This window comes from Microbacterium sp. 1.5R (assembly GCF_001889265.1).
In the GTDB taxonomy this organism is placed as follows: Bacteria; Actinomycetota; Actinomycetes; order Actinomycetales; family Microbacteriaceae; genus Microbacterium.
The window spans coordinates 1,816,891-1,832,398 of sequence record NZ_CP018151.1 but is presented as its reverse complement, the minus strand read 5'-3'; the positions used below and the strand labels follow the sequence as shown (position 1 = coordinate 1,832,398).

12 protein-coding genes are annotated in these 15,508 nt (G+C 67.9%); all 12 read left to right on the top strand.

Annotation, left to right across the window (positions count from 1 at the left end):
- Positions 1-12: 12 nt before the first annotated feature.
- The 12 genes from BMW26_RS08655 (at position 13) to rpoZ (ending at position 15,432) form a co-directional block, all read left to right on the top strand.
- Positions 13-3,312: a DEAD/DEAH box helicase gene (locus tag BMW26_RS08655; protein ID WP_232224439.1), complete on the top strand. Its 3,300-nt coding sequence runs from the start codon at positions 13-15 to the stop codon at positions 3,310-3,312.
- Positions 3,313-3,387: 75 nt separating this feature from the next.
- Complete coding sequence (locus tag BMW26_RS08650) at positions 3,388-4,965, top strand: Rieske 2Fe-2S domain-containing protein (RefSeq protein WP_072591292.1); 1,578 nt, start codon at positions 3,388-3,390, stop codon at positions 4,963-4,965.
- Between the two features lie 52 nt (positions 4,966-5,017).
- A complete protein-coding gene (locus tag BMW26_RS08645; protein ID WP_072591291.1) occupies positions 5,018-5,551 on the top strand; it encodes a hypothetical protein in 534 nt (177 codons plus the stop codon).
- A gap of 68 nt (positions 5,552-5,619) precedes the next feature.
- Positions 5,620-6,150, top strand: coding sequence for a bifunctional pyr operon transcriptional regulator/uracil phosphoribosyltransferase PyrR (pyrR, locus tag BMW26_RS08640; protein ID WP_056278772.1), 531 nt, complete (start codon positions 5,620-5,622; stop codon positions 6,148-6,150).
- On the top strand, positions 6,147-7,112 hold the full coding sequence (locus tag BMW26_RS08635; protein WP_053096128.1) for an aspartate carbamoyltransferase catalytic subunit: 966 nt from the start codon (positions 6,147-6,149) through the stop codon (positions 7,110-7,112). The genes pyrR and BMW26_RS08635 overlap by 4 nt, the downstream gene beginning before the upstream one ends.
- The gene (locus tag BMW26_RS08630) at positions 7,109-8,413 is read left to right on the top strand and encodes a dihydroorotase (protein WP_056278771.1); all 1,305 of its coding nucleotides are present in this window, start codon (positions 7,109-7,111) and stop codon (positions 8,411-8,413) included. Before BMW26_RS08635 ends, BMW26_RS08630 begins: the two co-directional genes overlap by 4 nt.
- The gene (locus BMW26_RS08625) at positions 8,410-8,937 is read left to right on the top strand and encodes a PH-like domain-containing protein (RefSeq protein WP_056278770.1); all 528 of its coding nucleotides are present in this window, start codon (positions 8,410-8,412) and stop codon (positions 8,935-8,937) included. The genes BMW26_RS08630 and BMW26_RS08625 overlap by 4 nt, the downstream gene beginning before the upstream one ends.
- Positions 8,934-10,079 (top strand): glutamine-hydrolyzing carbamoyl-phosphate synthase small subunit, encoded by a 1,146-nt coding sequence (gene carA, locus BMW26_RS08620; RefSeq protein ID WP_053096121.1) that lies wholly within the window; start codon positions 8,934-8,936, stop codon positions 10,077-10,079. The genes BMW26_RS08625 and carA overlap by 4 nt, the downstream gene beginning before the upstream one ends.
- Positions 10,079-13,366, top strand: a complete 3,288-nt coding sequence (carB, locus tag BMW26_RS08615) for a carbamoyl-phosphate synthase large subunit (RefSeq protein ID WP_053096119.1) — start codon at positions 10,079-10,081, stop codon at positions 13,364-13,366. The genes carA and carB overlap by 1 nt, the downstream gene beginning before the upstream one ends.
- Positions 13,363-14,208 (top strand): orotidine-5'-phosphate decarboxylase, encoded by an 846-nt coding sequence (pyrF, locus tag BMW26_RS08610; RefSeq protein WP_053096118.1) that lies wholly within the window; start codon positions 13,363-13,365, stop codon positions 14,206-14,208. Before carB ends, pyrF begins: the two co-directional genes overlap by 4 nt.
- On the top strand, positions 14,201-15,109 hold the full coding sequence (gmk, locus tag BMW26_RS08605) for a guanylate kinase (protein WP_072591290.1): 909 nt from the start codon (positions 14,201-14,203) through the stop codon (positions 15,107-15,109). Before pyrF ends, gmk begins: the two co-directional genes overlap by 8 nt.
- A 65-nt stretch (positions 15,110-15,174) precedes the next feature.
- Entirely contained in the window at positions 15,175-15,432 is a 258-nt protein-coding gene (rpoZ, locus tag BMW26_RS08600; RefSeq protein WP_042536631.1) for a DNA-directed RNA polymerase subunit omega, read from the top strand.
- Positions 15,433-15,508 lie beyond the last annotated feature (76 nt).

Below are 15,508 nucleotides of genomic sequence, written 5' to 3'. Positions count from 1 at the left end.
AAGGATGGGGCCATGCCCGCGCCGCACGTCGATCTTCGCGACCTCATGCAGATCACCGATGTCGGGGGCTACCAGCGCGGTCTCGCGTACTTCCGCGAGGGCAATGTGCTCGACGTGGTGTGGCACGAGGATCTGCTCGAGCTCGAGGGCCATGTGCGCGGCAGCTCGGACGCCCAGTATGTGACCGAGATCGTCTTCCTCTCGTCCAACGGGACGAGACGGGTTCGGACGACCCGCTGCACCTGCCCGGTGCGGAGCGGCTGCAAGCACGTGGTCGCCACGCTGCTCGCGTCCAATGTGCACGAGTACTCGCAGCAGGCCGCGGCTCTCCAGCGGCAGCCCGACGCGGAGCAGAAGCCCGCCGCACCGCGCACCGCCGCAGTGGCGTCGTGGCGGACCCTGCTCGACCCTGCGGTGTCGCAGCACCCGCAGCGCCTCGCTCTCGGCATCGAACTGCGTCACCGTGAGTCTCGGAGCGAGAACCACTGGGGGCCGCGCCCCGTCCGGGCGGCGACCGCGCGCGATCTCGCCCGCCCGAGCGGTGAGCTGCTTCTGGCGATCCGCCCGATGATGCGCAGCGCGCAGACCGGTGCATGGATCCAGGGCGGCGCAGGCTGGGATGCGGTCCGTCGCGACGCCTCGCAGTTCGGTCGCGACCAGAACCGCTGGTTCGGGGATCTCCTCAGCATCTCGCGGGACTCGCTGCTCTCCGGCAATGCCGGCGAGTGGCTCGTCCTCGACCAGGTCGAGTCGCCGCTGCTGTGGAGGCACCTCCGATCGGCCACCGACGTCGGAATCCCTCTCGTTCCCAGTCAGAAGAGCGCCTCGGTGCGGATCGCATCCGCGGCCGACGTCTCCGCGAAGATCAGTCGCACCGAGGCGGGTGCTCTGGAGGTCGCCGCCGAGGTGCGCATCGACGATCGAGTGATTCCCGCCCGCGAGGTGCATCCGATCGGTCGTACGGGTGTCTACGCGGCGAGCCTCGTGGGTGCGCGGATCGAGGTCGTCCTCGCCGAAGTGTCGTTGAGCGAGCAGACACGTGCCCTGCTCGCGGCCTCCGACCCTATCCTCGTGCCGGCCGACGACGAGCAGGCGTTCATCGCCGACGCCTATCCGCTTCTGGCCCGGCGCAGCACCGTGCGCACGGTCGGGGAGGTCGCGCTTCCCGACGTGCCCGAACCGGAGGCGGTGCTCACGGTCAGCTACGAGCGCGGCGACGTCGTCAGCTACGCATTCGAGTGGTCGTACGGTCCGTTCGGCCGAGTGCCGTTCGCGTGGAATGACGCAGCGGTGCGAGATGCCGAGAGCGAGACGACCAGACGCGCGGCGATCGAGGCGGCATGGCAGGAGTTCCGCACGACGAGCTTCCGCCCGAGCGGTTCGTTCCACGACATCGATGCGGCGGCGTTCATCGCGGAAGGCGTTCCCGCGCTCGAGGCTGTGGGCGTCCGCGTCGAGTCCCACGGAGAACGCAAGGCGTATCGCGAGCTGACGGGGGATCCTGAGGTCAAAGTCACGACCGTCGAATCGACCGACTCGGACTGGTTCGATCTCGGCATCCTCGTGACGATCGACGGTCGACTCATCCCGTTCGGACCGCTGTTCACGGCGCTGAGCAGGGGGCGCAAGAAGCTGCTCCTCTCCGACGGCGGCTACTTCTCGCTCAACCACCCGTCGCTGGATCGTCTGCGTGATCTCATCGAGGAGGCGGGCGAGCTCGACGAGTGGGAGACCGGTCCGCGCATTAGCCGCTACCAGACCGATCTGTGGGAGGAGTTCGAAGACCTCGCCGACGAGGCCCAGCCGGCTGTCAGCTGGCGCGCCACGGCCGACGGGCTCCGTCAGGCCACGGGGGTTCCGCCGACGCCCGTTCCTGCGGGAGTGCAGGCCGATCTCCGCCCTTATCAGAAGGCCGGCTTCGACTGGCTTGTCTTTCTGTGGCGTCACCGACTGGGCGGGATCCTCGCCGACGACATGGGTCTGGGCAAGACCCTGCAGCTCCTCACGTTCGTCCAGCACACGCGGGATGCCGGCGAGACGAGACCGTTCCTGGTGCTGGCCCCCACGTCTGTCCTGAGCACCTGGCGGTCGGAGGCGGCCCGATTCACTCCCGGGCTTCGTGTCTCCATCGTCGACAGCACGAGCGGCAAACGGGCCGATGTCCTGAGGGCGGCGGCCCGGTCGAGCGATCTCGTCGTGAGCTCGTACACGGTCGCCCGACTAGACGAAGAGGAGTTCCGCGAGATCGAGTGGGCCGGACTGATCCTCGATGAGGCCCAGTTCGTCAAGAACCCCAAGACGCGGCTCCACCGCGCCATCTCGACATTCCATGCCGACGTCACGTACGCGGTCACGGGAACCCCGATGGAGAACAGCCTCTCCGAGCTGTGGTCGCTGCTCAAGCTCGCCGCCCCCGGCCTGTTCCCCTCGGCTCGGAAGTTCAAGGACCGCTACATCCAGCCGATCGAGAAGGGCAAGGTGCCCGAGAACGAGGAGGGCGGCGAGTACCGCGCGCGGCGCCTCGCTCAGCTGCGTCGTCGAGTGAGACCCCTGATGCTCCGACGTACCAAGGAGCTCGTCGCTCCCGACCTGCCGGCGAAGCAGGAGCAACTGCTCGAGGTCGAGCTGAGTCCGGCGCACAGGGCCCTCTACGACGTCGTGCTGCAGCGCGAACGGCAGAAGGTCCTGGGGCTGATCGACGACCTCGATCGCAATCGCTTCATCGTGTTCCGCTCGCTCACCCTGCTGCGCATGCTGAGCCTCGCTCCCGCGCTCGTCGACGAGGCCGACGCCGAGATCGGGTCGAGCAAGCTCGACACACTGCTCGAGCGCGTCGCTGAACTGCAGGCCGAAGGGCACCGTGCTCTGGTCTTCAGCCAGTTCACGTCGTTCCTCGACCTCGCGGCTGCCCGGCTCGAGGCCGCCGGCATCCCGTATGCGCATCTCGACGGCTCGACGCGCCGCAGAGAGCAGGTGATCGACGGCTTCAAGTCGGGGGAGCAGCCGGTCTTCCTCATCAGCTTGAAGGCGGGTGGGTTCGGACTCACGCTGACGGAAGCCGACTACGTGTTCCTCCTCGATCCGTGGTGGAATCCCGCGGCCGAGGAGCAGGCGATCGACCGCACGCACCGCATCGGTCAGACCAATCAGGTGTTCGTCTACCGGATGATCTCGACCGGCACGATCGAGGAGAAGGTGCTCGAGCTGCAGCGCCGCAAGGCCAGGCTCTTCACCGCGGTGATGGACGACGATGAGCTGTTCGCGCAGTCCCTCACCGCAGACGACATCAAGGGTCTGTTCGACGGCGCGTGATTTCTCCCGGCCGGGTCACCGCGTCCGCCCAGGACCCCGTCGGTAGAATCGAACGATTCACTTCAGGAGGAATGCATGCGGATCACGGGACTCGGCCACGCCGGGATGTTCATCGAGACGGTCGGCGGGAACATCATCTGCGACCCGGTTCTCGGGCCCTCGTTCTTCGGCTCGTGGTTCCCGTTCCCCGACAACCGCGGGCTCGACTGGGAGCGTTTCGGACGCGAAGCGGACTTCCTGTACATATCGCACCGGCACCGCGACCACTTCGATCCTCGACTCCTCGAGCGCTACATCCGCAAGGACATCGAGGTGCTGCTGCCCGAGTACCCGATCGATGACCTCGAGCAGGACATCAGGGCGCTGGGCTACACGAACATCACCTACGCCCCGGCCGGCGAGATCATCGAGCGCGGCGAGCTGAAGATCATGATCACTCCGCTGCGCGCTCCGAGCGACGGACCCATCGGAGACTCGTCGCTGAGCGTCGACGACGGCACCGGCTCGGTGCTCAACCAGAACGACTCGCACCCGCTCGATCTCGACACGCTGCTGCACTTCGGCAAGCCCGACGCGTACTTCACTCAGGTCTCGGGTGCGATCTGGTGGCCCATGGTCTATGACCTGCCGCTGGATGCGAAGCAGAACTTCGCGAAGCTCAAGCGCGACGCGCAGAACAAGCGGGCGATGTACTACATCGACAAGGTGGACGCGCCTCACGTCTTCCCGATGGCCGGTCCGCCGATGTTCCTGCGCGACGAGCTCTTCGATTTCAACGGAGTCGGCCGCAACGGCGAATCGATCTTCACCGACCAGAAGCAGTTCCTGGCCCACATGAAGGAGCTCTCGCCCCAGTACGACGGACATCTGTTCGTGCCGGGCACGGTGGTCACCGTCGAGGGCGGCTCCGTGTCCACCGAGCAGTCGCTCTACACCGAGGCCGAGCTCGCCCACATCTTCGACGAGAAGTGGGACTACCTCGAGGAGCAGCGCGCCTCCCGACAGCGGGAGATCCGTGACGAGGAGGCGTCGCGCGCCCAGGTCATGCCCGCCGCCGAGATGCTCGAGGAGCTGAAGACCTGGTGGGAGCCGCTGCTGAAGAAGTCGCGCACCATCCGGCTCGGAGTCGGGGGATGCGTGCGCTTCAGGATCGGCGACCTCGACATGGTCGTGGACTTCCCCCGCGCGAAGGTTCGCGAGTACGCGGGCGAGGAGTGCATCTACTGGTACACGATCCCCGCCGACCTCGTCTCGACGAACATCCGCGACCACGAGATCGACTGGTCGAACTCGATCTTCCTCTCGATGCAGTTCGAGGTGGGGCGCAGCGGAAAGTTCAACGAGTTCCTCACGACGTTCCTCAAGTGCCTCTCGGTCGATCGCATCGAGTACGTCGAGAACTGGTATCAGGAGCAGACGGACCAGACCGAGGATGCCGAGATCGGCGACTGGGTCGTGCAGCGTCGCTGCCCCCACCTGCGCGCCGACCTGACCAAGACCGGAAAGGTCGACGACGACGGCATCCTGACCTGCAGCATGCACGACTGGAAGTGGGACCTCAACACAGGCCGCTGCCTGTCGACGAGCGGCCACCCGATCCGCTCCACGAAGATCGACGAGGTCACCGACGCAGTGCTTCGCGAGGCCAGCTGACGTGGTTCGTTCCTCGCACCCGCACGGATCGGGGCGCGACGCTCGAACGCCGATGCCGATGTTCACGGGGCCTCTCCGCGGGGCTCGATGGATCACCCGCTCCACGCCGGAACGGCTGATCCGGGTGGCCGTCGAATTCCTCGAGGACGCCGGTTTCGAGCAACGGCACGATGGCTTCGACGAGAAGCTGAGAGGCCGCGGATCCGAGTGGACGGCCGTCGCGCTGGAGATCGGGGACGAGGAGAAGTCGAAGAGGCGCGCACTGCTCGGACTCGTGATCGACGAACTCCCGTTCCCCGCCCCCCGGGCGTTCCAGCGTGTGCTGTCGCCGACGCTGGTCGTCGTCGCCTCCCGTCCCGTCGGACCCCTCGTGTCGGAGCTGATCGTCTTTCCCCACACCTCGCGTCGCGGTGCGCCGCCCTACTCGAGAGCCGCGGCTCCTCGCGTGCGCGACGCCCTCGAGCAGATCACCGCGGCAGCGGGCCTGGAAGGCGCGATGCTCTCGCACGAATCGCTCGCCGGAGTCCCGGATGACGGTTCCCCCGTCTCGCAGGCGGTCGTCCGAGAGGTCCTGGGCTGGCACTGACGCACGCTAGACTGGTGCCATCAAGCAACCTTTAACACCGTCCTGTGAGGCGGAGAAGGGAGCGGCCGATGTCTGCACGAACCGTGCTGCACGAAGCCGATATCTCGCGGGCTCTCACCCGTATCGCGCACGAGATCCTCGAATCCAATCGAGGGGCTGAGAACCTCGTCCTGCTGGGCATTCCGACCCGCGGCGTCACTCTCGCCCACCGCCTGTCCGCAGCGATCGGCGCCATCGCGCAGACCACCGTTCCGGTGGGGGCTTTGGACGTCACGCTCTTCCGTGACGACCTCGCCTCGCAGCCGACGCGTTCTCCGCGGCCCACGGACATCCCTGCCGGCGGGATCGACGGCAGGACCGTCGTCCTCGTCGACGACGTGCTGTTCTCCGGCCGCAGCATCCGCGCCGCACTCGACGCGCTGCAGTCGATCGGTCGCCCGTCGATCGTCCGCCTCGCGATCCTCGTCGATCGCGGCCACCGGGAACTCCCGATCCGCCCCGACTTCGTCGGCAAGAACATCCCGTCGTCTCGCCAGGAGCGCGTCAACGTCCGGCTGACCGAGCACGACGGCACCGAAGAGGTGACGATCGAAGCATGAGACACCTGCTGGATACCCGCACCCTCGACCGAGAGTCGGCTCTGCGCATCCTCGATGTCGCCGAAGACATGTCCGACACCCAGTCGCGCGAGGTCAAGAAGCTTCCGACCCTTCGCGGCAAGACGGTCGTGAATCTGTTCTTCGAGGACTCGACCCGCACCCGCATCTCCTTCGAAGCCGCTGCGAAGCGCCTTTCAGCCGATGTGATCAACTTCGCAGCCAAGGGCTCGAGCGTGTCGAAGGGCGAGAGCCTCAAGGACACCGCCCAGACGCTGCAGGCGATGGGAGCGGATGCGGTCGTCATCCGCCATCCCGCCTCCGGCGCCCCGCAGACCCTCGCGACCAGCGGGTGGATCTCCGCCGGAGTCGTGAACGCCGGCGACGGCACGCACGAGCATCCGACCCAGGCTCTCCTCGACGCGTTCACGATCCGCAAACGGCGCTTCGGCGCCGACAGCCGCGGTCGTGATCTCGCCGGCATCCGGGTCGTGATCGTCGGCGACGTGCTCCACTCCCGCGTCGCACGGTCGAACGTCTGGCTGCTCGCCACGCTCGGCGCCGAGGTCACCCTGGTCGCGCCGCCCACCCTGGTGCCGCAGAACGTCTCGCTCTGGCCTGCGAAGGTCGTCTACGACCTCGATCAGGCTCTGGCGGACGGTCCGGACGCCGTGATGATGCTCCGCATCCAGCTCGAACGGATGAGCGCTGCATATTTCCCCACTGAGCGGGAGTATTCCAGGCGATGGGGTCTGGACGCACTGCGTGTGGCCGGCCTTCCGGACGGTAGCATTGTGATGCACCCCGGACCCATGAACCGAGGGTTGGAGATATCCTCCGAAGCCGCAGATTCCCCGCGCTCGACAGTGCTGGAACAGGTGACGAACGGGGTGTCCATCCGCATGGCGGTGCTGTACCTGCTCCTTGCAGGAGAACGAGACGACGAACGAGGGGGAGACCAGTGAGCGAGACCCTCGTCATCACCGGAGCACAGCTTCTCGGTGCCGAGCGCGCCGACATCATCGTGGAGAACGGGCAGATCTCCGAGATCGGCACCGGACTGAGCCGCTCCGGTGCGCGAGTCATCGACGCCGACGGCCTGGTGGCCCTTCCCGGACTCGTCGACCTGCACACCCACCTCCGGGAGCCGGGCTACGAAGCCTCCGAGACGATCCTCACCGGGACCCGTGCTGCGGCGGCAGGCGGGTTCACGGCGGTGTTCGCGATGCCGAACACCTCGCCGGTCGCGGACACGGCCGGTGTGGTCGAGCAGGAGCTCGCCCTGGGCGAGGCCGCCGGGTACGCGACCGTGCAGCCCATCGGCGCCGTCACCGTGGGTCAGAAGGGCGAGCGCCTCGCCGAACTCGGTGCGATGGCCACCTCGCGCGCCCAGGTGCGCGTCTTCAGCGACGACGGCTTCTGCGTCTTCGATCCGCTGATCATGCGGCGCGCACTCGAGTATGTGAAGTCGTTCGACGGAGTCATCGCGCAGCACGCTCAGGATCCACGCCTCACCGAGGGCGCCCAGATGAACGAGGGCACCGTGTCGGCCGAGCTCGGACTCGCCGGATGGCCGGCGGTCGCGGAGGAGTCGATCATCGCTCGCGATGTGCTCCTCGCGGAGCATGTCGGATCCCGACTGCACGTGTGCCACCTGTCGACCGCAGGCTCCGTAGACATCATCCGCTGGGCGAAGAAGCGGGGGATCAACGTCACGGCCGAGGTCACCCCGCACCACCTCCTGCTCACCGATGAACTGGTGCGCGGCTACGACGCCCGCTACAAGGTCAACCCGCCGCTGCGCCGTGAGGAAGACGTCATGGCGGTGCGCGAGGGCCTCGCCGACGGCACCATCGACATCGTGGCGACCGATCACGCCCCGCACCCGAGCGAGCACAAGTCGTGCGAGTGGCAGGCCGCAGCCAACGGCATGGTCGGACTCGAGAGCGCCCTGCGCGTCGTGCACCAGTCGATGGTGCAGACCGGCCTGATCGGCTGGGAGGACGTCGCCCGGGTGATGAGTGCGGCCCCCGCACGGATCGGACGTCTGTCCGATCATGGGCTGCCCCTGCAGGCCGGTGCCGCTGCGCAGATCACCCTCTACGACCCGTCCGCCGCCGGCGTCTTCACCGAATCCGACCTGCACGGTCGGAGTGTGAACTCGCCGTACCTCGGTCGCGACCTCCCCGGCCGCGTCGAGTTCACGATCCACCGCGGGCTGCTGACGGTCGACGGCGGATCCGTGGTCGAGGAGCTGAACGCATGAGCACGCGCGACATCGCCATCGCGATCACGATCGCCGTGGCGGCACTCGTCCTGGTCGCCATGTTCACGGCGTGGCGCCGACGACTCCGACGCGACTCGGGTCTGGCGGCTCCCCTGGGCGTGCCGGAGCATGCGGAGGTCCTCGACCGTCACGAGGTGCTCTACGTCTCGACGACGAAGCACGATCAGCCGCTGGAGCGCCTCGCCATCCGGCCGCTCGCCTATCGCGCCAGGGGAGAGGCTGCGGTCACCGATCGCGGACTCGCACTCTGCCTCGACGGTGCGCCGACCGTCTTCCTCGCCTCTGCACGACTCGCGAGCGTCGACCGCGCCACGGTGACGATCGACCGCGTCGTCGAACCGGGTGGACTCGTCCGCGTCGCCTGGAATGCGGACGACGACACGATCGTCGACTCGTATCTCCGGGTCACCGACGGCGATCCCCAGAACTTCATCTCAGAACTGCAGCGCCTCGTCCCCGCCACGGACGACAGCGCCGCCCCCGACACAGGAGCAACGTCATGACAGCCCTCCCCGAACCCGCCGTCCTCGTCCTCGAAGACGGGACCCGCCACGTCGGCCGTGCATACGGCGCGCTGGGCACCACCTTCGGCGAGGTCGTCTTCTCGACCGGCATGTCCGGATACCAGGAGACGCTCACCGACCCGTCGTACGCGGGCCAGATCGTCCTGCAGACGGCCCCGCACATCGGCAACACCGGCATGAACGACGAGGACCCTGAGTCCCGTCGCATCTGGGTCGCCGGCTACATCGTGCGCGACCCCTCACGAGTCGTCTCGAACTGGCGTGCGACCGCTTCGCTGGACGAGATCCTCGAGCGGGACGGCATCGTCGGCATCAGCGGCATCGACACCCGATCGATCACGCGGCACATCCGCTCTGCCGGGTCTATGCGCGGCGGCGTCTTCTCGGGCGAGGCCGCGCAGATCGACGCCGACGAGCAGCTGCGCCTCGTGCGCGAGGCGCCTCAGATGGCCGGCCAGAACCTCTCGGCGCAGGTCTCGGTCGACGTCGCCACGGTCACGACGGCGATGGGGGAGCGGGTCGGCAATCTCGCCGTCCTCGACCTCGGCGTCAAGCAGGCCACGATCGACAACCTGGCGGCCCGTGGCTTCGAGGTGCACGTCCTGCCTCAGAACGTCACGATCGATGACATCCGTGCGATCGATCCCGTCGCCGTCTTCTACTCGAACGGCCCTGGCGACCCCGCAGCCTCCGGCGACCACGTCGAGCTGCTGCGCTCGGTGCTCGACGACGGGCTGCCCTTCTTTGGCATCTGCTTCGGCAACCAGCTGCTCGGCAGGGCGCTGGGTCTCGGCACCTACAAGCTGCCGTTCGGGCACCGCGGCATCAACCAGCCCGTACTCGACAAGTCCACCGGACGCGTCGAGATCACCGCGCACAACCACGGGTTCGCCGTGGAGGCGCCGCTGGAGGGCTCGTTCGACAGCCCCCACGGCTACGGCAAGGTCGAGGTCAGTCACATCGGCCTGAACGACAACGTGGTCGAGGGCCTCCGCGCTCTCGACATCCCGGCGTTCTCGGTGCAGTACCACCCGGAGGCTGCGGCCGGACCGCACGACGCCAACTATCTCTTCGACCGGTTCCGTGACATGGTCATCGCCAGCAAGAAGGACACCAAGTAATGCCCAAGCGCGACGACATCAACTCCGTTCTCGTCATCGGCTCCGGCCCGATCGTCATCGGTCAGGCGTGCGAGTTCGACTACTCCGGCACCCAGGCCTGCCGCGTCCTGCGCGAGGAGGGCGTGAGGGTCATCCTGGTCAACTCCAACCCGGCGACGATCATGACCGACCCCGACTTCGCCGACGCGACGTACATCGAGCCGATCACCTGGCAGGTCATCGAGACGATCATCGCGAAGGAGCGTCCCGACGCGATCCTGCCGACCCTCGGCGGGCAGACGGCCCTGAACGCCGCGATCGAGCTGCACAACCACGGCATCCTCGAGAAGTACGACGTCGAGCTGATCGGTGCGAGCTTCGAAGCCATCAACAAGGGCGAGGACCGCCAGATCTTCAAGCAGCTCGTCCTCGATGCCGGCGCCGACGTCGCCCGCAGCATCATCGCGCACACCATGGACGACCTGCTCGAGGGAGCGGCCGAGCTGGGCTACCCGCTCGTCGTGCGCCCCTCGTTCACGATGGGCGGTCTCGGGTCCGGCTTCGCCTACGACGAGGCGGATCTGCGTCGCATCGGCGGTGCCGGTCTGCGCGACTCTCCGACCACGGAGGTCCTCCTGGAGGAGTCGATCCTCGGCTGGAAGGAGTACGAGCTCGAGCTCATGCGCGACACCGCCGACAACACGGTGGTCGTCTGCTCGATCGAGAACGTAGACCCCGTCGGCGTGCACACGGGCGACTCGATCACCGTGGCTCCCGCTCTGACGCTCACGGACCGCGAATACCAGAAGCTCCGCGACATCGGCATCGACATCATCCGCGCGGTGGGCGTCGACACCGGCGGCTGCAACATCCAGTTCGCCATCGACCCGAGCAACGGGCGCATCATCGTCATCGAGATGAACCCTCGCGTCTCGCGCTCGAGCGCCCTGGCCTCCAAGGCCACGGGGTTCCCGATCGCGAAGCTCGCCGCGAAGCTGGCGCTCGGCTACCGTCTCGATGAGATCCCGAACGACATCACGGGTGTCACCCCCGCGAGCTTCGAACCCACGCTCGACTATGTCGTCGTCAAGGTTCCGCGGTTCGCGTTCGAGAAGTTCCCGGCCGCTGACGCGACGCTGACGACCACCATGAAGTCGGTCGGCGAGGCGATGGCGATCGGCCGCAACTACGCGACCGCGCTGCAGAAGGCGCTGCGCTCGCTCGAGAAGCGCGGTTCCAGCTTCCACTGGGGCGCGGAGAGCCGTTCCGTCGACGAGCTGCTCGAGATCTCGAAGGTCCCGACGGACGGTCGGATCGTCACCCTCCAGCAGGCGCTGCGCAAGGGCGCGACGGTCGAGCAGGCGTTCGAGGCCACGGCGATCGATCCCTGGTTCATCGACCAGATCGTCCTGATCAACGAGGTCGCCGAGATCGTGCGCACGGCACCGGAGCTCGACGCGGCCACGCTGCGCTACGCCAAGGAGCACGGCTTCTCCGACGCGCAGATCGCGGAGCTCCGCGGCGAGAAGGAAGCGGAGATCCGCGGCGTGCGCCACGGACTCGGCATCCGTCCGGTGTTCAAGACCGTCGACACCTGCGCCGGCGAGTTCCCGGCTCTCACGCCGTACCACTACTCGAGCTACGACTTCGAGACCGAGGTCACACCGTCCGATCGCACCAAGGTCGTGATCATCGGATCGGGTCCGAACCGCATCGGCCAGGGCGTCGAGTTCGACTACTCGTGCGTGCACGCGTCGTTCGCCCTCTCGGATGCCGGCTTCGAGACCATCATGGTCAACTGCAACCCCGAGACGGTGTCCACCGACTACGACACGTCCGACCGGCTCTACTTCGAGCCGCTCACGCTGGAGGACGTGCTGGAGGTGCTCGACGCGGAAGCCGCGAGCGGCACCATCCTCGGAGTCGTCTGCCAGCTCGGCGGCCAGACGCCGCTGGGGCTCGCAAAGGGCATCGAGGCAGCCGGCTACCAGGTGCTCGGCACCAGCCCGGAGGCCATCGACATCGCCGAGGAGCGCGAGCTGTTCTCGCAGCTGCTCGACACGGCAGGCCTCATCGCCCCGCGCCACGGCACCGCTGTGGACGCGGACGGCGCGGTGGCCGTCGCCGAGGAGATCGGATACCCGGTGCTCGTGCGTCCGAGCTTCGTGCTCGGCGGACGCGGCATGGAGATCGTCTACAGCTCCGAGTCGCTGCGCGAGTACTTCGTGCGCACGGCGGGCGAGGTCATCATCGAGGAGGGCAAGCCCCTGCTCGTCGATCGCTTCCTCGATGACGCGATCGAGCTCGATGTCGACGCCCTCTACGACGGCACCGAACTGTTCATCGGCGGCGTGATGGAGCACCTCGAAGAGGCCGGCATCCACTCGGGCGACTCGAGCTGCACCCTTCCGCCCGTCTCGCTCGGCCGCACCGACATCGACCGGGTGCGCGAGGCGACACTCGCGATCGCGAAGGGCGTGGGCGTCCGTGGCCTGCTCAACGTGCAGTTCGCGATCAGCGCCGGCGTCCTCTACGTGATCGAGGCGAACCCGCGCGCGAGCCGCACCGTGCCCTTCGTCTCGAAGGCGCTGGGCATCCCGATGGCCAAGGCCGCGAGCCGTGTGATGGTGGGGTCGACGATCGCGGAGCTCCGCGCCGAGGGCATGCTGCCCGAGCAGGACGGCTCGCGAGTGCCCCTCGACGCCCCCGTCTCGGTCAAGGAGGCCGTGCTTCCGTTCAAGCGGTTCCGTACGGCCGACGGCAAGACCGTCGACTCGATCCTCGGCCCGGAGATGCGCTCGACCGGCGAGGTCATGGGCATCGACCGCGACTTCCCGACCGCGTTCGCCAAGAGCCAGGCGGCCGCGTACGGCGGAATGCCGACCTCCGGCACGGTGTTCATCTCGGTCGCGGACTCCGACAAGCGCGCCGTGATCCTGCCGGCGCATCGCCTGCAGCAGCTGGGGTTCACGATCGTGGCCACCGAGGGCACTGCCGAGATCCTCTCGCGCAACGGCATCGCGGTGACGGTGGTCGAGAAGTACAGCGAGACCCAGGAGTCCGGCGCGACGAACATCGTCGACCTCATCAACGACGGCTCGATCGACATCGTCGTGAACACCCCGTCCGGGGGCGCGGCGCGTGCAGACGGCTATGAGATCCGCGCGGCGGCTGTCGCGGCCGACAAGGCGCTGTTCACCACGATGGCGGTGCTCGGCGCCGCCGTGAGCGGTATGGACGCAGCGCACGAGGGCTTCCAGGTGAAGAGCCTGCAGGAGTACGCCCTCGACCGGAAGGCCGCAGTGTGAGCGCACGCTTCGGCGAACGGGTCCGTGTCGCCCTCGCGGCGCACGGCCCGCTGTGCGTGGGCATCGACCCGCACGCCGCCCTGCTCGGATCCTGGGGCCTCGGCGACGACGCGTCGGGCGTCCGGGAGTTCGGGCTGCGCACGGTCGAGGCCGCGGCGGGCCGTGCCGCGATCGTGAAGCCTCAGGTGTCGTTCTTCGAGCGCTTCGGATCCGCAGGATTCGCGGCGCTCGAAGAGGTCATCGCGGCTGCGAGGGACGCCGGCCTCCTCGTGATCGCGGATGCCAAGCGCGGCGACATCGGGTCGACCATGGACGCCTACGCGGCTGCCTGGCTCACCCCGGGGTCTCCGCTCGAGGCCGACGCCCTCACCGTGAACCCGTTCCTGGGTGTCGGCGCGCTCGACGGCGCCTTCGCCCTCGCCGATCAGCACGACAAGGGTCTGTTCGTGCTGGCTGCCACGAGCAACCCCGAAGCCGAGGTGCTGCAGCGCTCGATCTCCGAGACCGGCCGTGCCGTCTCGGCGGACATCGTCTCGGTCGTCTCGGCGCGCAACACCGAGCACACGCCCGCAGGGGAGTGGGGGAGCTTCGGCTTCGTCATCGGCGCGACCGTGGACTGGACGGATGCCGGCATCGCCGCCTTCGCACCGGTGGCACCCATCCTCGCTCCGGGATTCGGCACGCAGGGTGCGACGCCGTCAGACCTGCACCGCCGGTTCGGTTCGATGAGCGCCGCCGTCATCGCGAGCGAGAGCCGCAGCATCCTCTCGGCCGGACCCGCCGGTCTCGCCGCCGCCATCGACGCCCGCGTCGCAGAGTACAGGGAGGCCGGCCGTGGCTGAGTCCCGTCCCGTCCCCGAGGTCGACCGCGCTGCCGCCGCACGCAAGGCGGTCGAACGACGCCGCGCCCGCGCATCGCTCAAGCGCGATCTGACCACGCGTGTCGTCACACCGCAGGCCGTGCTCGAGCGGGCGACCGCAGACCCGGACTCGGTCGAGGGGTCCATGCGCATCACGGACTTCCTGCTCGCTCTCCCCGCGATCGGCGCGGGCAAGCGCGACCGCATCCTGGCAGAGCTGCACATCTCGCCGGTCAAGCGACTGGGAGGGCTCGGCGTCCGCCAGCGGGTGGCGCTCTCGCAGTGGCTCGACGCGCGCTTCCCGCTGCTCGAGCCGCGTGGCGCACGAAGCCGTCTGCTCGTGCTCGCCGGGCCCACGGCAGTCGGCAAGGGCACCGTCGCCGCCCACATCCGTGAGCACAACCCCGAGATCCATCTGTCGGTCTCGGCGACGACGCGCGCACCGCGACCTGGCGAGATCGATGGCGTGCACTACTACTTCGTCGACGATGCGGAGTTCGACCGTCTGATCGCAGACGACGAACTCCTGGAGTACGCCGTCGTCCACAACAAGTCGCGCTACGGCACGCCGCGGGCTCCGATCGACGCCGCTCTCGCTGCAGGCAAGACCGTGCTGCTCGAGATCGACCTGCAGGGCGCGCGCCAGGTGCGCAAGGCGGAGCCTGCAGCCACGCTCATCTTCCTGCTGCCTCCGACCTGGGACGAACTCGTCCAGCGGCTGGTCGGACGAGGCACGGAGGGCGCGGAGGAACGCGCTCGCAGACTGCGCACCGCGAAGGTCGAATTGGCGGCGCAGAACGAGTTCGACCACCTCATCGTGAACGAGGACGTCGCCGATGCGGCCGCGGAGGTCGTAGAATTGTCTTCGAGCTCTGCGCGCTGAGCGTCTTCGCGCGCCCGCTTCACCGTCTTCGCGACGATCCCGTCGCCTGATCAGGAGGTCCCACCATGGCCGGACACCACACCAACGGAATCATCGATCCCCCCATCGACAACCTGCTCGACCGGGTCGACTCGAAGTACGAGCTCGTGATCTACGCCGCCAAGCGCGCCCGTCAGATCAACGACTACTACTCCGACCTCCACGAGGGCAACCTGTTCGACAACGTCGGGCCGCTCGTCGACTCGTCCGTCGAGGACAAGCCGCTGACCATCGCTCTGCACGAGATCAACGAGGACAAGCTCCGCCTCCGTCACGCCGAGTGACGTCCGATGACCGCACCGCCGACTGATGTCGGCGGTGCGGTCCATCATGGGAGCCACCCCCTTCCTGCTGTCCGAT

Coding starts and splice junctions, on each gene's coding strand:
- pyrR (WP_056278772.1), top strand. CDS start 5,620: ATGTCTGCACGAACCGTGCTGCACGAAGCCGATATCTCGCGGGCTCTC.
- rpoZ (WP_042536631.1), top strand. CDS start 15,175: ATGGCCGGACACCACACCAACGGAATCATCGATCCCCCCATCGACAAC.
- BMW26_RS08650 (WP_072591292.1), top strand. CDS start 3,388: ATGCGGATCACGGGACTCGGCCACGCCGGGATGTTCATCGAGACGGTC.
- BMW26_RS08625 (WP_056278770.1), top strand. CDS start 8,410: ATGAGCACGCGCGACATCGCCATCGCGATCACGATCGCCGTGGCGGCA.
- carB (WP_053096119.1), top strand. CDS start 10,079: ATGCCCAAGCGCGACGACATCAACTCCGTTCTCGTCATCGGCTCCGGC.
- carA (WP_053096121.1), top strand. CDS start 8,934: ATGACAGCCCTCCCCGAACCCGCCGTCCTCGTCCTCGAAGACGGGACC.
- BMW26_RS08635 (WP_053096128.1), top strand. CDS start 6,147: ATGAGACACCTGCTGGATACCCGCACCCTCGACCGAGAGTCGGCTCTG.
- BMW26_RS08645 (WP_072591291.1), top strand. CDS start 5,018: ATGCCGATGTTCACGGGGCCTCTCCGCGGGGCTCGATGGATCACCCGC.
- BMW26_RS08655 (WP_232224439.1), top strand. CDS start 13: ATGCCCGCGCCGCACGTCGATCTTCGCGACCTCATGCAGATCACCGAT.